Raw genomic sequence first — 14,640 nt, forward strand, 5'->3', positions numbered from 1 at the left:
TGAAGGCGAGGACGGTTTTGTTCATTGGAGATGGCTCGTCGGGCGGTGGTGAATGCCAAGCAAGATAACATTCTTCCCGGACATTTTGCGAGTCTCGGACCGCCGGGTGTACGCCATTCAAAACCTGTAGGAGCGAACTGTGGCGAGGGGGCTTGCCCCCGTTGGGCTGCGAAGCAGCCCCAAAATCTCTGATGTATCAAATATCTTGTGAGTGCTACGCACTCAAACGGGGGCAAGCCCCCTCGCCACAGTTCGCTCCCAAAGGGGATTAGCTGTGTGGCGAAGGTTTTGGTACGGCGACGTTATCCAGCATCCGGTTCACTGCCAGCTCGGCCAACATGACGATCTGTTGAATCGCCATCGCGGTGTGCCGGTGCGGTCCTTCCAGATACCCCGCGAAATCACCCGCCATCACACTCGCCTGGGCCAGCGACTCGCAGGTGTGGGCCAATAGGTCTTCGTCTTTGATATCCGGTGCAACCAAAAACATCGTGCTGGGTTTGCGGACGACAGGGGATTTGAGGGCAGCGGGATTGAGGTAGTGATTCAACGCGCGCTCGGCGGCTTCGTTGAGTTTTTTGGAATTGGGGGATTCGTAGGGGGAAACGTCGTCGGTTTCCGGAGGGTTCGGTGTTTCTTTGATCATGCGGAAGTTACTCATTGGCAGATGAAGTGGAACTGCCATCTTTCGTTTTCCAGACGAAAGGGTGGCAGCCATGCGCGGACTGGAAAAACCGGTACACCCACCAAAACCGGCAGACCCGAAGGTCTCCCGCGCACAGCCGCCATAACAAGGATTGCGTGCAGAAAAAGCGCCGCAGTATGCCATGAGCTGTGGTAAGTGCTTGCCAGGTTTTCCAGACCTGATCGCTGATTTTGCAGCGACCCACAAAGCCTACCCATTTCCCTTCCGACCCAACAACCGACAGAACTTGTCGGAAACATCCCCCAAAATCACCGCGTCTGTAGGACCGTGAAATCAATTCGCCACCCGAACCCCACCCAGACTCCCACTCAATTCATACGCCGCCAATTCCGCCTGATGCGCCGCCAATATCTCCGGCAATGACCCACGCAAGTACTCCACCCACGTCTTGATCTTCGCATCCAGATACTGCCGCGACGGGTAGATCGCATACAGATTCAGTTCCTGCGAACGGTAATTCGGCATCACCCGCACCAGCGTGCCGTTACGCAGCCCTTCAATCGCCGCATACACCGGCAAAACGCCAACCCCCATGCCACTGGTGATCGCCGTCTTCATCGCGTCAGCGGAGTTCACCAAAAACGGCGAGCTATTAATGGTGACCATTTCCTGGCCGTCGGGGCCGTCGAAGGCCCACTTCTCCAGCGGGATCACCGGGCTTACCAGGCGCAGGCAGGCGTGGTTGAGCAAATCGCTGGGTTTGTGCGCGCAACCGTTGGCTTTTACATAGGCGGGTGATGCGCAAACGATGCTGTAGGTGATGCCCAAACGCTGGGAGACGAAGCCCGAGTCCGGCAGTTCGCTGGCGAGCACGATGGACACGTCGTAGCCCTCGTCGAGCAGATCCGGCACGCGGTTGGCCATGGTCAGGTCGAAGGTCACGTCCGGGTGGGTTTTGCGGTAGCGGGCGATGGCGTCGATCACGAAGTGCTGACCGATACCGGTCATGGTATGCACCTTGAGTTGCCCGGCCGGGCGCGCGTGGGCGTCGCTGGCTTCGGCTTCGGCTTCTTCGACGTAGGCCAGGATCTGCTCGCAGCGCAATAAGTAGCGCTTGCCGGCCTCGGTCAAAGCGATCCGGCGGGTGGTGCGGTTGAGCAGACGGGTTTGCAGGTGGGCTTCCAGATTGGAGACCGCGCGCGAGACGTTGGCCGTGGTGGTGTCGAGTTGCACGGCGGCGGCGGTGAAGCTGCCGGCCTCGGCCACGTAACTGAAGGCGCGCATGTTTTGCAAAGTGTCCATGGGGTGCTCTCTTGGCGAATGGCAAATTGTGACACGAAGTTGCTGATTCTTTACAGGCGACTAAAGGCACGACCAAGGGATTATCGCGTTAACGGTAACAAAGATTCACAGGATTCCCGGCTTATCGCCAACAGAGCCCACCCCTAGAATTGCGCCCCTGTAGGCATGGGCTTGTGTGGCGAGGGGGCTTGCCCCCGTTGGGTTGCGAAGCGACCCCAAAACCAGTCACCGCGATCTTCAAATCAGAATGCGGTGACCGGTTTACGACTGCTGCGCAGCCGAACGGGGCGATGCGGCGTTCCGACAAGCTCCCTCGCCACAAAAAGCCGTTCCCACACGTTCTCCGTACCTCTCCCATCTCAGGAAATCGCAGCAGTGCCGCGTCGCATCAACAGAGCGCTCAAGACGCTCAGTGTTTTGGCTTTAACCCTGGCAATCAGCGGCTGCATCGGCACCGCAGGTATTGCCCCACAGGGCAAGGCACTGGAGGCTGATTCACTGGCCACCGATGAAGCCATTCGGAGCGCCGCCCAGGACGCTCACTGGCCGACTGCCCAATGGTGGCAAGCCTACGGCGACCCGCAACTGAACCGCTGGATCGACCTCGCCTTGCAAGGCAGCCCGAGCATGGCCATGGCCGCGGCGCGAGTGCGTCAGGCCCGGTCCATGGCTGGCGTTGCCGAGTCCGCCGAGTTGTTGCAGATTAATGGCCAATCCACCCTCAAGCGCCACAACTGGCCCACCGATCAGTTCTATGGCCCCGGCGAGTTGGCCAACACCACCACCTGGGACAACAACGCCGCACTGGGCTTCAGCTATGCCCTCGACCTTTGGGGCCGCGAAAGCAACGCCAGCGAACGGGCCGTGGACATGGCCCACATGAGCGCCGCCGAGGCGCGGCAGGCCCAGCTCGAATTGCAGAACAACATCGTGCGCGCCTATATCGAGCTCTCGTTGCATTACGCGCAACGGGACATTGTCGCGGCGACCTTGAAGCAGCAACAGCAAATTCTCGACCTGGCACAGAGACGTCTGGACGGCGGCATCGGCACGCATTTCGAAGTCAGCCAGGCCGAAACACCATTGCCGGAAACCCATCGGCAAATCGATGCGCTGGACGAAGAAATTGCTCTAAGCCGCAACCAACTCGCCGCGCTGGCCGGCAAGGGACCGGGGGAGGGCGCGCAATTGCAACGGCCGACGCTGTCGTTGGGCGCGGCGCTGAAGTTGCCGTCGTCTTTGCCGGCGCAATTGCTCGGTCATCGCCCGGACGTGGTTGCCAGTCGCTGGCAAGTGGCGGCGCAGGCACGAGGTATCGATGTTGCCCACGCCGGCTTCTACCCCAACGTCGATCTGGTCGGCAGCCTCGGCTACATGGCCACCGGCGGTGGGGCGCTGGAGTTTTTGACCGGCAAGAAACTCAACTACAGCGTCGGCCCGGCGATTTCGTTGCCGATCTTCGATGGCGGCCGCTTGCGCTCGGAGTTGGGGGAAGCCTCGGCCGGTTATGACATCGCCGTGGCCAAGTACAACCAGACCCTGGTCAATGCACTGAAGAACATCTCCGACCAACTGATTCGCCGCGAGTCGATGGACAAGCAACAGGCCTTCGCCGCCGAGTCGGTGGCCACGGCGCAGAAGACCTACGACATCGCGATGATCGCCTATCAGCGCGGGCTCACCGATTACCTTAACGTGCTCAATGCGCAGACCTTGTTGTTCAAGCAGCAACAATTGCAGCAGCAGGTTCAGGCTGCACGCTTGAGTGCTCATGCGGAATTGGTGACTGCTTTGGGCGGAGGCCTCGGCGCTGGCAACGACGTGCCGAATGCCGAGAAAACCCAGCCCCCGAAAACCCCGGTTCTTTTGCGTTGAACACAAAACCTGTGGGAGCGAGCCTGCTCGCGATAGCGGTGTGTCAGTCGACATCAATGTTGAATGTGAAATCGCCATCGCGAGCAGGCTCGCTCCCACAGGCTCCGCGACCTGACTGAATTTCAATGAGCAAAATTCCATGACTCCCTTGCCCGCACCTTTGCGCTGGCTGTATTCCCTTGAATGGCGCCGGGGGTTCTTCGACTGGGCACGCAGCGATGGCGTGACCTGGGTGTACATTTTCAAGGTGTTGTTCGCGGCGTTCCTGACCCTGTGGCTGGCCATGCGTCTGGAGTTGCCGCAACCGCGCACCGCGATGATCACCGTGTTCATCGTCATGCAACCGCAAAGCGGCCAAGTGTTCGCCAAGAGTTTCTATCGCTTCCTCGGCACGTTGGCCGGGTCGGCGGTGATGGTCGCGTTGATTGCCTTGTTTGCGCAGAACACCGAACTGTTCCTCGGCTCGCTGGCGATCTGGGTTGGCCTCTGCTCAGCCGGCGCGGCGCGTTATCGCAACTTCCGCGCCTACGGATTTGTGCTCGCTGGTTATACGGCGGCGATGGTCGGGCTGCCTGCATTGGCTCACCCCGATGGCGCGTTCATGGCGGCAGTCTGGCGCGTATTGGAAATCTCCCTGGGGATTCTCTGCTCGACGCTGGTCAGCGCCGCGATCCTGCCGCAAACCGCCAGCGCCGCGATGCGCAATGCCTTGTATCAGCGCTTCGGCGTGTTTGCCTTGTTCGTCACCGATGGTCTGCGCGGTCGCAGCCGGCGCGAGGCGTTTGAAGCGAACAACGTGCGGTTTATCGCCGAGGCGGTGGGCCTGGAAGGGCTGCGCAGCGTCACGGTGTTCGAAGACCCGCACATGCGTCGGCGCAACGGGCGGCTCAGTCGTTTGAACAGCGAATTCATGGGCATTACCACGCGCTTCAATGCGTTGCATCAGTTGCTCGAACGCCTGCGCAGCGGCGGCACCGATCACGTAGTTGCGGCGATCAAACCGGGGTTACAGGATCTGGCCGAAGTGCTCGACGGCTTCAGCGGTCGCGCCTTGACCAGCCCCGACGCTGCACGCCTGGCCAGCGCTTTGGCGACCTATAAGGAAAATTTGCCGGCGCGGGTCCGCAGCCTGCGGGCGACCTTTCAGGAGAGTGATCCGAGCGACGCCGAGCAGCTGGATTTTCACACCGCCTACGAGCTGCTTTATCGCTTCGTCGACGACTTGCACAGTTATGCACAGACCCACGCGTCGCTCGCCGATCACAGCCACGAACGGGAACGCTGGGACGAGCCCTTTACCCCGCAAACCAACTGGCTGGCCTCGGCGGCGTCGGGCATTCGCGCCGCGTTCATCCTGGTAGTGCTCGGCAGTTATTGGGTCGCCACCGCGTGGCCGAGCGGGGCGACCATGACCTTGATCGCCGCCGCCACCGTGGGCCTTTCAGCGGCGACACCGAACCCCAAACGCATGGCGTTTCAGATGGCCTGCGGGACGTTGCTCGGGGCGCTGATCGGCTTCGTCGAGATGTTTTTCATCTTCCCCTGGATCGACGGTTTTCCGTTGCTTTGCGTGATGCTGGCGCCGGTAATCGTGTTCGGTGCGTTCCTGACTTCACGGCCGCAATACGCCGGGGTTGGCCTGGGGTTGCTGATCTTCTTCAGCACCGGTTCGGTGCCGGACAACCTCACGGTTTACAACCCTTACGCCTTCATCAACGACTACATTGCGATGATCATGGGCATGCTGGTGTGCGCGGCGGCCGGGGCGATCATTCTGCCGCCCAACAGCCGCTGGTTATGGCGGCGGTTGGAGCAGGATTTGCGCGGGCAAGTGGTGTACGCCATCAGCGGCAAACTCAAGGGCCTGGCGTCGAGTTTCGAAAGCCGCACTCGCGATCTTTTGCATCAGGCCTACGGCCTCGCAGCGGGACAGCCGCAGGTGCAACGGGACTTGCTGCGCTGGATGTTCGTGGTGCTGGAAGTCGGCCACGCGATCATCGAGTTGCGCAAGGAACAGGCGATTCTGCCGGTGCATCCGGCGTACGCAGAATCCCAGCCGTGGCGTCAGTCAATCCGGGTGATGGGGCGTTCGCTGGTGCGACTTTTTCTGCAACCGAGCCAGAGCAATCTGGAACGTGCTCTGGTCGCGGTCGACCATGCGATCGGACGCGTGCAGGCCACCGACGAACCGTTCGCACCGCACTTCGACACCTCTGCCTTGCGCCGGGTGAAGAGCTACCTGCACTTCATCCGCACCTCGCTGCTCGATCCGCAATCGCCGCTCGCGGACTACATAAATGCCATCGCCACTGCCAAGCCACAAGGACTTGAACATGCCTCGTGAAATCGCCTTCCACGGCGTGTACATGCCGACCATGACCCTGATGTTTTTCATTGCGGCGGCGCTGGCCTGGGCGCTGGATCGATTCCTGTCCGGGTTCGATCTGTACCGCTTCTTCTGGCACCCGGCGCTGCTGCGCCTGAGTCTGTTTACCTGTCTGTTTGGCGCCCTGGCGCTGACTGTTTACCGTTGAGAACACCGTGATGAAAAAGCTTTTCAGCCTGCTCGCGACCCTGCTGGTGTTGGCCCTTGCCCTGTGGATCGGCCGAACCCTGTGGGTGCATTACATGAACACGCCCTGGACCCGCGACGGCCGGGTGCGCGCCGACATCATCAACGTCGCCGCCGACGTTACCGGTGAAGTGGTGGACGTACCGGTGCGCGACAACCAGCTAGTGAAGAAGGGCGATTTGCTGATGCGCATCGACCCCGAGCATTACCGCATCGCGGTGAAACAGGCGCAGTCGCTGGTGGCCTCGCGCAAAGCCACGTGGGAGATGCGCAAGGTCAATGCCCATCGCCGCGCCGACCTCGATAACCTGGTGATCTCCAGGGAAAACCGCGACGACGCCACCAACATCGCCGACTCGGCCCTGGCCGATTACCAGCACGCACAGGCGCAACTGGAAGCCGCCGAACTGAACCTCAAACGCACCGAAGTGCGCGCGGCGGTGGACGGCTATGTCACCAACCTCAACGTCCATCGCGGCGACTACGCACGCATCGGCGAAGCGAAAATGGCCGTGGTCGATATGAACTCGTTCTGGGTTTATGGCTTCTTCGAAGAAACCAAACTGCCTCATGTGCGCGTGGGCGATAAGGCCGATATGCAACTGATGAGCGGCGAAGTGCTCAAGGGCCATGTGGAAAGCATTTCTCGGGGCATCTATGACCGCGACAACCCGGAAAGCCGCGAGCTGATCGCCGACGTGAACCCGACCTTCAACTGGGTGCGCCTGGCGCAGCGGGTGCCGGTGCGGATTCACATTGATGAAGTGCCAGAGGGCGTGCTGTTGGCGGCGGGGATTACTTGTACGGTGGTTGTTAACTAACCGTTAGACCGAGTTGCGCCCATCGCGAGCAGGCTCGCTCCCACATTGATCGAGTTCGGACGCTGATTCGGTGAACGACGAAAATCCCCTGTGGGAGCGAGCCTGCTCGCGATGGGCGCAACTCGGTCTCACTCCTTGCAAAACGTCTCATGCAAATGCCGCCAAAGCACCTTGCCATCGGCCTGTTTCTCAAACACCACCGAGGATCGCCGATCAGAATGCAGCCCCGTCGCATCGGTCTGCTGCTCGCGGTAACTCACCACTGCGCCACCGTCGTACCGCGCGACACCTCGCAACTCGCTGAGCTCAATCCTGAACCCGAGCTTCTTCCCGCCCGCCAGCAGAAACAATTCTTTCAACGCCTCAAAGTCCAGCACCCGGCCCAATGGCGAGATCATGGAAAACTGCGGCGAAAAACGCGTCAGCAATTGCTCAAGCTCGGACTCGTCTCGCTCCTCGGCCAACCATTGTTCGATGGCTATGTGGGCCTGGATCACTTCGTCAAAGTATTCGGTGTAGTCAGTCATGGGACGTTCGATCACTTATGGATTTCAGAAATGTTTCGGAGTTTTCGATGATTGTGCCCGCGAACGCGTCAACCCGGTCTCAAAGTTGCCCGCGCAACCCGAACCGCTTCATCAACCCCGACTCCAACAACCCCTTGGGCAACAACCCTGCCATCAACGGCAACGCCCGGCTGCCGTTACCCAAACGCACCAGACGCGGCGGTTTATTCTGCTGCACGGCCTTCAATAAACCGGCGGCAAATTCACTGGCCGGCGTCGGTTTGTCCTGAGACGCCTTGGCCCGCGCACGAATGCCTTCACGCAGCGGCCACCACGGAGATTGTTCGGTGATCAGTTGCTCAGCCTCTTGACCGGCATTCTTCGCGAAGCTGGAGGCGATAGCCCCCGGCTGAACTTCCATGACCCGCACGCCGAACGGCGCCAGTTCCATGCGCAACGCATCGCTCAAGGCATGCACCGCGGCTTTCGAAGCACAGTAAGCACCTGCAAACGGCGTGACCAGAACCCCGGACACGCTGCCGATGTTCACCACCAAGCCCCTGGCGCGACGCAGCACCGGGAACATCGCGCGAGTCACGCCGACAATCGCAAACACGTTGGTTTCGAATTGCCGCTGCATGGCCGGCACACCGCCATCGAGCAGCGGCCCCATGGCGCCATAACCGGCGTTGTTGATCAGCACATCGAGGCCGCCGCGCTGCTGATTGATCCGCTCGCTCAGCTGTTCGAGGGCCGGGCCATCGTTCACGTCCAGTTGCACGGCAGTGAACCCGGCGGCGGTTAGAGCGGCTACGTCTTCAGCCTTGCGGGCGCTGGCCCAGACTTCGTAACCGGCACTTTTGAAGGCGTCAGCGAGGGCGCGGCCAATGCCGCTGGAGCAACCGGTAATCAACGCAACGGGCATGGCGCGGTCCTTGTGCAAAAAAGGGAGAGTCAGTCGGAGAAACTACCCTGCAAACGCTCGGCGCGAAACTCCAGGGTTTGCGGGCGATAACCGGGGCGCAGGGGCGGCATTGGCAAGCAGTCTTCCCAATTGCCGCCGGCCTGCAATTCACCGGGGCCACGATAGCGCGGTGCGGCGTATTGATTGTCAGCCAGATTGACCGTATCGCCCGGTGCATAAGCGGCGATTCGCCAACGCAGCTCGGTCAACGGTACGTCGTTGCCGTTGTTCATGGTCAGTTTCAAGGGGCGATCCGCCGGGCAGTGTTCCGGGGCATAGACGATACGCAGCTCAAGGCGCGCCAGTTGCTTGACCTCGCGGTTGTCCAGCCAGAACACCCACACCGCCACCAGGCCCAATCCGACAGCGGCGGCCATGGACACCGGCACGGCCTTGGCCGGGTAGCGCAGCAGCAGGATCAGCCAGGTGATGACCAGCAGGACGCCGATGAACATGACGCGAAACCTCGGGAAGGGAAAGAGCATCCTACCTAAGCGTAGGTGGAATTGGCGATGGGCATTCATTCAGCGGCGGCTGGTCAGGCCCCATCGCGAGCAGGCTCGCTCCCACATTGACCGAGTTCGGACGCTGATTCGGTGAACAACGCAAATCCCCTGTGGGAGCGAGCCTGCTCGCGATGGGGCCGGTTGAGGCAACAAAAAACCAAAAAAAAGCCCCCGCCCAACCCACTGCGGATAGGGACGCAGCGGGCTGGACGGGGGCTTTTTATTTTTTACCGGTCAAATCACTGCGCGATGGTTTTCACCGACACGCCGCGTTCGATCGGGGTGGAGCGACCGTAGATATCTTCGAAGCGCTCGATATCGTCTTCACCCAGGTAGCTGCCCGATTGCACTTCGATGATCTCGAGTGGAATCTTGCCCGGGTTGCGCAGACGGTGAACCGAGGCGATCGGGATGTAGGTCGACTGGTTTTCAGTGAGCAGGAACACGTTTTCGTCGCAGGTCACTTCAGCGGTGCCACTGACCACGATCCAGTGTTCGGCGCGGTGGTGGTGCATTTGCAGCGACAGGCAGGCGCCCGGCTTGACCGAGATGCGCTTGACCTGGAAACGGCCGCCCATATCGACCGAGTCGTAGGAGCCCCACGGACGATAGACTTCGCAGTGGTTCTGGGTTTCGCTGCGGCCCTGCTCGTTGAGGGTGTTGACCATCTGTTTCACGCCTTGGACCTTGTCCTTGTGGGCGATCATCATGGCGTCCTTGGTTTCGACGACCACGATGTTTTCCAGGCCGATCACCGACACCAGTTTGCCGTTGCCGTGGATCATGCAGTTTTTGCTGTCCTGGATGACCACATCGCCCTTGGTGACGTTACCGTTGGCGTCTTTTGCATTGACTTCCCACAGCGACGACCAGCAGCCGACATCGCTCCAGCCGGCGGTCAGCGGCACCACGCAGGCACGCTGGGTTTTTTCCATCACCGAATAGTCGATGGAGTTGTCCGGGCAGCAGGCGAAGGTGGCGGGGTCGATGTCGACGGTGTCGGCATCCTGTGCGCTACGTTCCAGCGTCAGGACGCAGGTGTCGTAGATGTCCGGATCGTGTTTTTTCAGCTCTTCGAGGAAGCGGCTGGCGCGGAACAGGAACATGCCGCTGTTCCAGAAGTAACCACCAGACTGGACGAATTCGGTGGCGCGTTTTACATCGGGTTTTTCGACGAAGTGCGAGACACGGCTGACGCCTTCCGGCAGCAGGGCATCGTTGGTGGATTTGATGTAGCCGTAACCGGTTTCCGGTTTGGTCGCCGGCACGCCGAACAGCACCATCTCGCCACGCTCGGCTGCCACAGTGGCCAGGGCCAGGGCACGTTGCAGGGCTTTCTGGTCTTCCAGCACGTGGTCGGCCGGCAGCACCAGCATCAACTCGTCGCGACCTTCATTGACCAGCATCATCGCGGTCAGGGCCACTGCTGGCGAGGTGTTGCGGCCGAAGGGTTCCATCAGCACGCGCTGCACGTCCAGGTTGCGGGCGCTCAGCTGCTCGTTGACGATGAAACGGTGTTCCTTGTTGCAGACCACGATCGGGGTGTCCATGCCTTCGAACACCAGGCGTTCCAGGGTCTGCTGGAACAGCGTTTGTTCGCCGGTCAGGGCGAGGAATTGCTTGGGGAATTGCTTGCGCGAAAGCGGCCAAAGACGTGAGCCGCTACCACCTGACAAGATCACCGGAATCATGTTGTTACTCCTTTAAAATCGATTGGTTAGAGCTACTGCGTTCTGTCGTTTCACTCTTGTTCTTGTTCCGTGTCCGAATTGACGCCTCGGTTTAATGTGGGAGCGAGCCTGCTCGCGAAGGCGGTGTATCAGTCGACATCAATGCTGAATGTCAGACCGCAATCGCGAGCAGGCTCGCTCCCACAGAGGGGATGCGTCAGTCAGGAAAGTTTATTAGCGCGTCGAAACCGGGCGCTTGACCCACACTGGCGACAGGCTGCTGCCTTTGCCGGTGACGTACAGCACTGCGGCTTCACCGCGTTCCAGGGCAACCGGTTTCACGTCGCCGACTTTGGTGGCGCCGTCGTACAGTGCCAGGCTGACTTTCACCGGGTTGATTTCACGCTCGCCACGGCCCTTGGCCGCCACGGACGGGACCACTTCGGTCTTGCCGTCGGCGGTTTTCAGGGTCAGGGCCTTGTCGCTGAGGTTCTGTACGCGAACCAGGGATTTCTGCTTGTTCTTGAACGGCGGCTCTTCGATCAGTTGCGGTGCGCCGCTGGCGTTGTTGACCAGGGTGTAATAGTGGTCGCCGGCCAGTTTCACCGGCAGGGTCTGGCTGCCGACCTTGGCGCTGTAGTCGCCGCCCGGCATGAAGCTGAAGTCTGTGCTGGACAGCGGCGCGACTTCGTTCAGGTTGGTAGTACCAACGGTGGCGCTGACTTCAGCGTTACCGGCGTTGTAGACACGCACGAAGCTGGAGCCTTTCGGTGCGGTCGGGCCGTAGAGCGCGGCGTCGCCAGCGAAGGCGGACATCGACAACACGCTCATGCCAGCAACGAGAGCGAAGGTCTTGGCGAGACGGCGAGGAGTAGTAGTGAAAGTCATGGAAGTACCTCTCTTTCAGTTTTGCGCCCGGTCGGGCGTCTCGGATTTAGTGTTTGCAGCTACGTTTTGTTGGCGTGCGCCGGCTTGTTTAAGCTCTGCGACCCACTGCGGGTCGGCGTCACCGATTTCGTTATTCACAGGCAGATATCGTTCAGGGAACTCCCAGATCAGCACTTGTGGCGGGCTGTTCTTGAAAGCGTCGCTTTTCAGGTAGCTGAGCATCGGCAGAATCGGGCCATGGCCGTCTTCGGCGTAATTGACCACGTCGCTGTGCAGCGCTTCTTTCAGCGCACCGACGAAGTTCCAGTTCGGGTTGGCGCTGTAGCTGGTGCCGATCAGGGCAACCGGCACTTCAGTGTTGGCGAACAGGGCGTCATCACCGGCAGGCTGATCCTGGGCCGCCACGGTGTTGCGCTTCTGCAAAGGCTCTTGCGCCGGCATCAGGTTTTCGAAGAGCGGGTCCAGCGGCAGGAACAACCGCAGGTCGCCCTTGTGCGTCACCTTCTCCGCAGGTTCGGTGACGAAGTTTTGCGGTTCGCCGCTCAGCGGAGCCTTGTCGGCGATGGTTTTGGCCAGAGTCTCGGCAGCGATTTGCGCGCCTTCCGGGGTCCAGTGGGTGTCGGTACGCAGGAACACTTGCTGACCGTCTTGCTTGGCCTTTTGCAGCGGGCCGAGCAGGTCAGGGGCGAGGATCTTGTCGGCCGCCACACGAGCGTGGAAGTCCTTGTACAGATTGGCGTGGATACTCGCCGGCTTCACTTCACCCAGGTGTTCCGGGTACAGACGCGTCTTCGCCGGGACAATCGCCATCACCAGTTGCACGCCTTGCTTTTTCAGGGTCTGGCGCACGCCTTCGACCAGCGCGTAGTTACCTTGCAGGTTCAACTCTTCGTTGACGATCGGGTGAAACTCTTCATCGCTGTAGAGCCACTGATCGCGACCGAGCACCACGCCCGGACGACCTTCGTTGAACAGTTTGAAATCCAGCGCGGCCCAAAGATTGGTGCCCAGGCGCTTGATCGGGAACTCGTCGTCGTAGTGCGTCTCGACGGCTTTGGTCCAGCGACCGTTAAGCACGGTCGCATCGGCGTTGGTACTGAAGCCGAAGAAGCTGCGTACCGACCACACGCCAAGTACCAGCAAGGTCACCAGGAACAGGGCGATGTAGAAGATGCGTAATGAGCGGGTCATAGTCAGATCCCTCAGAACTGGAAGTAAAGGAACGGCGAGAAGCTTTGCGCCGAGAGTTTGAGAATCGAGGCGATGAACAGCAGCAGTACCAGGGCGCGCATCACGTAACGGGACCAGTCAGCGGTCCAGTAGGCCGGTTGCACAGTCGCTTCAACGCCGACGGTGTAACCCGGTTCGTGGATGCTGGCCGGGTTTTCACCCGGTACGGCTTTGATCATTCCAGGCGTAGCCGCGGCAGGGCCATCGGCCTCGACGTTGACGGCAGGCTTGGTTTTTACCGGCGGCCGGTTGGTGTAGAAATCACGGATGCCGAAGAACGCCAGGGTGACGTAGGCCACCACCAGGGTTGCCACTTGCAGACCGGTGAGGCTGGCCTGGTTGAGTTCCGACAGCGACCATTCGCCGAAGCTGAACATCGCACCGTACATGCGACCGGCAACGTGCAGGTTTTCCGAACGGAAGATCACCCAGCCCATGACCACAAGCAGGAAGGTCAGCGCCCAACGGATCGGGTTGATGCTGCGCGGCGAGGTGTTCAGGCCGAGGGCTTTTTCGATCGCCAGCCACATGCCGTGCCAGGCACCCCAGACGATGTAGGTGATGTTCGCGCCGTGCCACAGACCACCGAGCAGCATGGTCAGGAACAGGTTGCGATAGGTCATCAGCGTGCCTTTACGATTACCGCCGAGGGTGATGTAGAGGTAGTCACGCAGCCAAGTGGAGAGGCTGATGTGCCAGCGACGCCAGAACTCGGTGATCGACTGGCTGATGTACGGCTGTTTGAAGTTTTCCATGAAGCGAAAACCCATCATCAAGCCCAGACCAATCGCCATGTCGCTGTAGCCGGAGAAGTCGAAGTACAGCTGCGCGGTGTAGGCCAGGGCGCCGAGCCAGGCATCGCCCGTGGTCGGGTTCTGCAAGGCGAAGCAATGGTCGGCCACGACCGCCAGGGTGTCGGCGATGAAGACCTTCTTGATGAAGCCCTGCATGAACCGCGTGGCACCTTCGGAGAACTTGTCGAGGGTGTGGGTGCGGTTGTTGAACTGATCGGCCAGGTCACGGAAACGCAACACAGGGCCCGCGATCAAGTGCGGAAAGATCGCCACGAATGCGGCAAAGTCGATCAGGTTGCGGGTCGCCGGGGTATCACCACGGTAAACGTCGATGATGTAGCTGATGGACTCGAAGATGTAGAACGAGATCCCGATCGGCAACAGCACGTGGGTCAGGATAAACGGCGACAGACCGACCGAGGTCATCATCGCGTTGATGCTGTCCACGCCGAAGTTGGCGTACTTGAAGTAGCCGAGGATGCACAGATCCACCGCGACGCCGAGTAGCAGCCAGCGCTGGGCCGGTTTGGTCCGAACGCCTGCGGCGCCAACTTTCAGGCCGATCCAGTAGTTCCACAGCGTAACGGCAGCGAACAGCGCAAGGAAGTCCACACGCCACCAGGCGTAGAACACGTAGCTGGCAATCAGCAGCAGCAAGTTGCGATAGCGTATTCCGCTCAAGTAGTACATGCCGAGAAAGATCGGCAAGAACAGAAACAGGAACACGTTGGATGAAAATACCATCCCGATCTCTCCATGTTTAACCAACAGTCAAGGGCCAACGGCCCCCCCAAACCCCCCATGAAAAATCAGAGGGCGTAATACTCAACTCATGCCTGACACTGACCCTGTGGGAGCGAGCCTGC

Annotated in this window: 13 protein-coding genes; 4 read left to right on the forward strand and 9 right to left on the reverse strand. The window is 60.3% G+C overall.

The window, feature by feature from the left end:
* Positions 1-268: 268 nt before the first annotated feature.
* Together BK662_RS13795 and BK662_RS13800 are read right to left on the reverse strand one after the other, a co-directional pair.
* Positions 269-646 (reverse strand): DUF6124 family protein, encoded by a 378-nt coding sequence (locus BK662_RS13795; RefSeq protein ID WP_123358521.1) that lies wholly within the window; start codon positions 644-646, stop codon positions 269-271.
* A gap of 333 nt (positions 647-979) precedes the next feature.
* The gene (locus BK662_RS13800; RefSeq protein ID WP_123358522.1) at positions 980-1,948 is read right to left on the reverse strand and encodes a LysR family transcriptional regulator; all 969 of its coding nucleotides are present in this window, start codon (positions 1,946-1,948) and stop codon (positions 980-982) included.
* 375 nt (positions 1,949-2,323) lie between these two features.
* Between BK662_RS13800 and BK662_RS13810 the strand changes: the two genes are divergently transcribed.
* The 4 genes from BK662_RS13810 (at position 2,324) to BK662_RS13825 (ending at position 7,216) form a co-directional block, all read left to right on the forward strand.
* Positions 2,324-3,823: an efflux transporter outer membrane subunit gene (locus BK662_RS13810; RefSeq protein ID WP_123358524.1), complete on the forward strand. Its 1,500-nt coding sequence runs from the start codon at positions 2,324-2,326 to the stop codon at positions 3,821-3,823.
* Between the two features lie 139 nt (positions 3,824-3,962).
* Positions 3,963-6,167: an FUSC family protein gene (locus BK662_RS13815; protein ID WP_123358525.1), complete on the forward strand. Its 2,205-nt coding sequence runs from the start codon at positions 3,963-3,965 to the stop codon at positions 6,165-6,167.
* Positions 6,157-6,357 carry a DUF1656 domain-containing protein gene (locus BK662_RS13820; RefSeq protein ID WP_007896379.1) on the forward strand — a complete coding sequence of 67 codons (201 nt, stop codon included), beginning with the start codon at positions 6,157-6,159 and terminating at the stop codon, positions 6,355-6,357. The genes BK662_RS13815 and BK662_RS13820 overlap by 11 nt, the downstream gene beginning before the upstream one ends.
* A gap of 10 nt (positions 6,358-6,367) precedes the next feature.
* Entirely contained in the window at positions 6,368-7,216 is an 849-nt protein-coding gene (locus BK662_RS13825; RefSeq protein WP_123358526.1) for an efflux RND transporter periplasmic adaptor subunit, read from the forward strand.
* Positions 7,217-7,344: 128 nt separating this feature from the next.
* Here the strand turns inward: BK662_RS13825 and BK662_RS13830 are convergent, their stop codons facing one another.
* From BK662_RS13830 to BK662_RS13860, 7 genes are all read right to left on the reverse strand, one after another.
* Entirely contained in the window at positions 7,345-7,743 is a 399-nt protein-coding gene (locus tag BK662_RS13830) for a DUF4440 domain-containing protein (RefSeq protein ID WP_123358527.1), read from the reverse strand.
* 79 nt (positions 7,744-7,822) lie between these two features.
* Positions 7,823-8,647 (reverse strand): SDR family oxidoreductase, encoded by an 825-nt coding sequence (locus tag BK662_RS13835; protein WP_123358528.1) that lies wholly within the window; start codon positions 8,645-8,647, stop codon positions 7,823-7,825.
* A gap of 29 nt (positions 8,648-8,676) precedes the next feature.
* Complete coding sequence (locus BK662_RS13840; RefSeq protein ID WP_123358529.1) at positions 8,677-9,141, reverse strand: multidrug transporter; 465 nt, start codon at positions 9,139-9,141, stop codon at positions 8,677-8,679.
* Between the two features lie 290 nt (positions 9,142-9,431).
* Complete coding sequence (locus BK662_RS13845) at positions 9,432-10,883, reverse strand: mannose-1-phosphate guanylyltransferase/mannose-6-phosphate isomerase (protein ID WP_123358530.1); 1,452 nt, start codon at positions 10,881-10,883, stop codon at positions 9,432-9,434.
* Between the two features lie 213 nt (positions 10,884-11,096).
* A complete protein-coding gene (locus BK662_RS13850) occupies positions 11,097-11,750 on the reverse strand; it encodes an alginate O-acetyltransferase AlgF (protein ID WP_123358531.1) in 654 nt (217 codons plus the stop codon).
* A gap of 15 nt (positions 11,751-11,765) precedes the next feature.
* Entirely contained in the window at positions 11,766-12,941 is a 1,176-nt protein-coding gene (locus tag BK662_RS13855; RefSeq protein WP_123358532.1) for an alginate O-acetyltransferase, read from the reverse strand.
* An 11-nt stretch (positions 12,942-12,952) separates the two neighbouring features.
* Positions 12,953-14,518 (reverse strand): MBOAT family O-acyltransferase, encoded by a 1,566-nt coding sequence (locus BK662_RS13860; protein ID WP_123358533.1) that lies wholly within the window; start codon positions 14,516-14,518, stop codon positions 12,953-12,955.
* Positions 14,519-14,640 lie beyond the last annotated feature (122 nt).

This window comes from Pseudomonas frederiksbergensis (assembly GCF_003732275.1).
GTDB lineage: Bacteria > Pseudomonadota > Gammaproteobacteria > Pseudomonadales > Pseudomonadaceae > Aquipseudomonas > Aquipseudomonas frederiksbergensis_H.

What these genes read in the sequence shown, in the direction of transcription:
- BK662_RS13795 (WP_123358521.1), bottom strand. Translation starts at nt 646, where the DNA reads ATGATCAAAGAAACACCGAACCCTCCGGAAACCGACGACGTTTCCCCC.
- BK662_RS13800 (WP_123358522.1), bottom strand. Translation starts at nt 1,948, where the DNA reads ATGGACACTTTGCAAAACATGCGCGCCTTCAGTTACGTGGCCGAGGCC.
- BK662_RS13815 (WP_123358525.1), top strand. Translation starts at nt 3,963, where the DNA reads ATGACTCCCTTGCCCGCACCTTTGCGCTGGCTGTATTCCCTTGAATGG.
- BK662_RS13820 (WP_007896379.1), top strand. Translation starts at nt 6,157, where the DNA reads ATGCCTCGTGAAATCGCCTTCCACGGCGTGTACATGCCGACCATGACC.
- BK662_RS13825 (WP_123358526.1), top strand. Translation starts at nt 6,368, where the DNA reads ATGAAAAAGCTTTTCAGCCTGCTCGCGACCCTGCTGGTGTTGGCCCTT.
- BK662_RS13830 (WP_123358527.1), bottom strand. Translation starts at nt 7,743, where the DNA reads ATGACTGACTACACCGAATACTTTGACGAAGTGATCCAGGCCCACATA.
- BK662_RS13835 (WP_123358528.1), bottom strand. Translation starts at nt 8,647, where the DNA reads ATGCCCGTTGCGTTGATTACCGGTTGCTCCAGCGGCATTGGCCGCGCC.
- BK662_RS13840 (WP_123358529.1), bottom strand. Translation starts at nt 9,141, where the DNA reads ATGTTCATCGGCGTCCTGCTGGTCATCACCTGGCTGATCCTGCTGCTG.
- BK662_RS13845 (WP_123358530.1), bottom strand. Translation starts at nt 10,883, where the DNA reads ATGATTCCGGTGATCTTGTCAGGTGGTAGCGGCTCACGTCTTTGGCCG.
- BK662_RS13850 (WP_123358531.1), bottom strand. Translation starts at nt 11,750, where the DNA reads ATGACTTTCACTACTACTCCTCGCCGTCTCGCCAAGACCTTCGCTCTC.
- BK662_RS13855 (WP_123358532.1), bottom strand. Translation starts at nt 12,941, where the DNA reads ATGACCCGCTCATTACGCATCTTCTACATCGCCCTGTTCCTGGTGACC.
- BK662_RS13860 (WP_123358533.1), bottom strand. Translation starts at nt 14,518, where the DNA reads ATGGTATTTTCATCCAACGTGTTCCTGTTTCTGTTCTTGCCGATCTTT.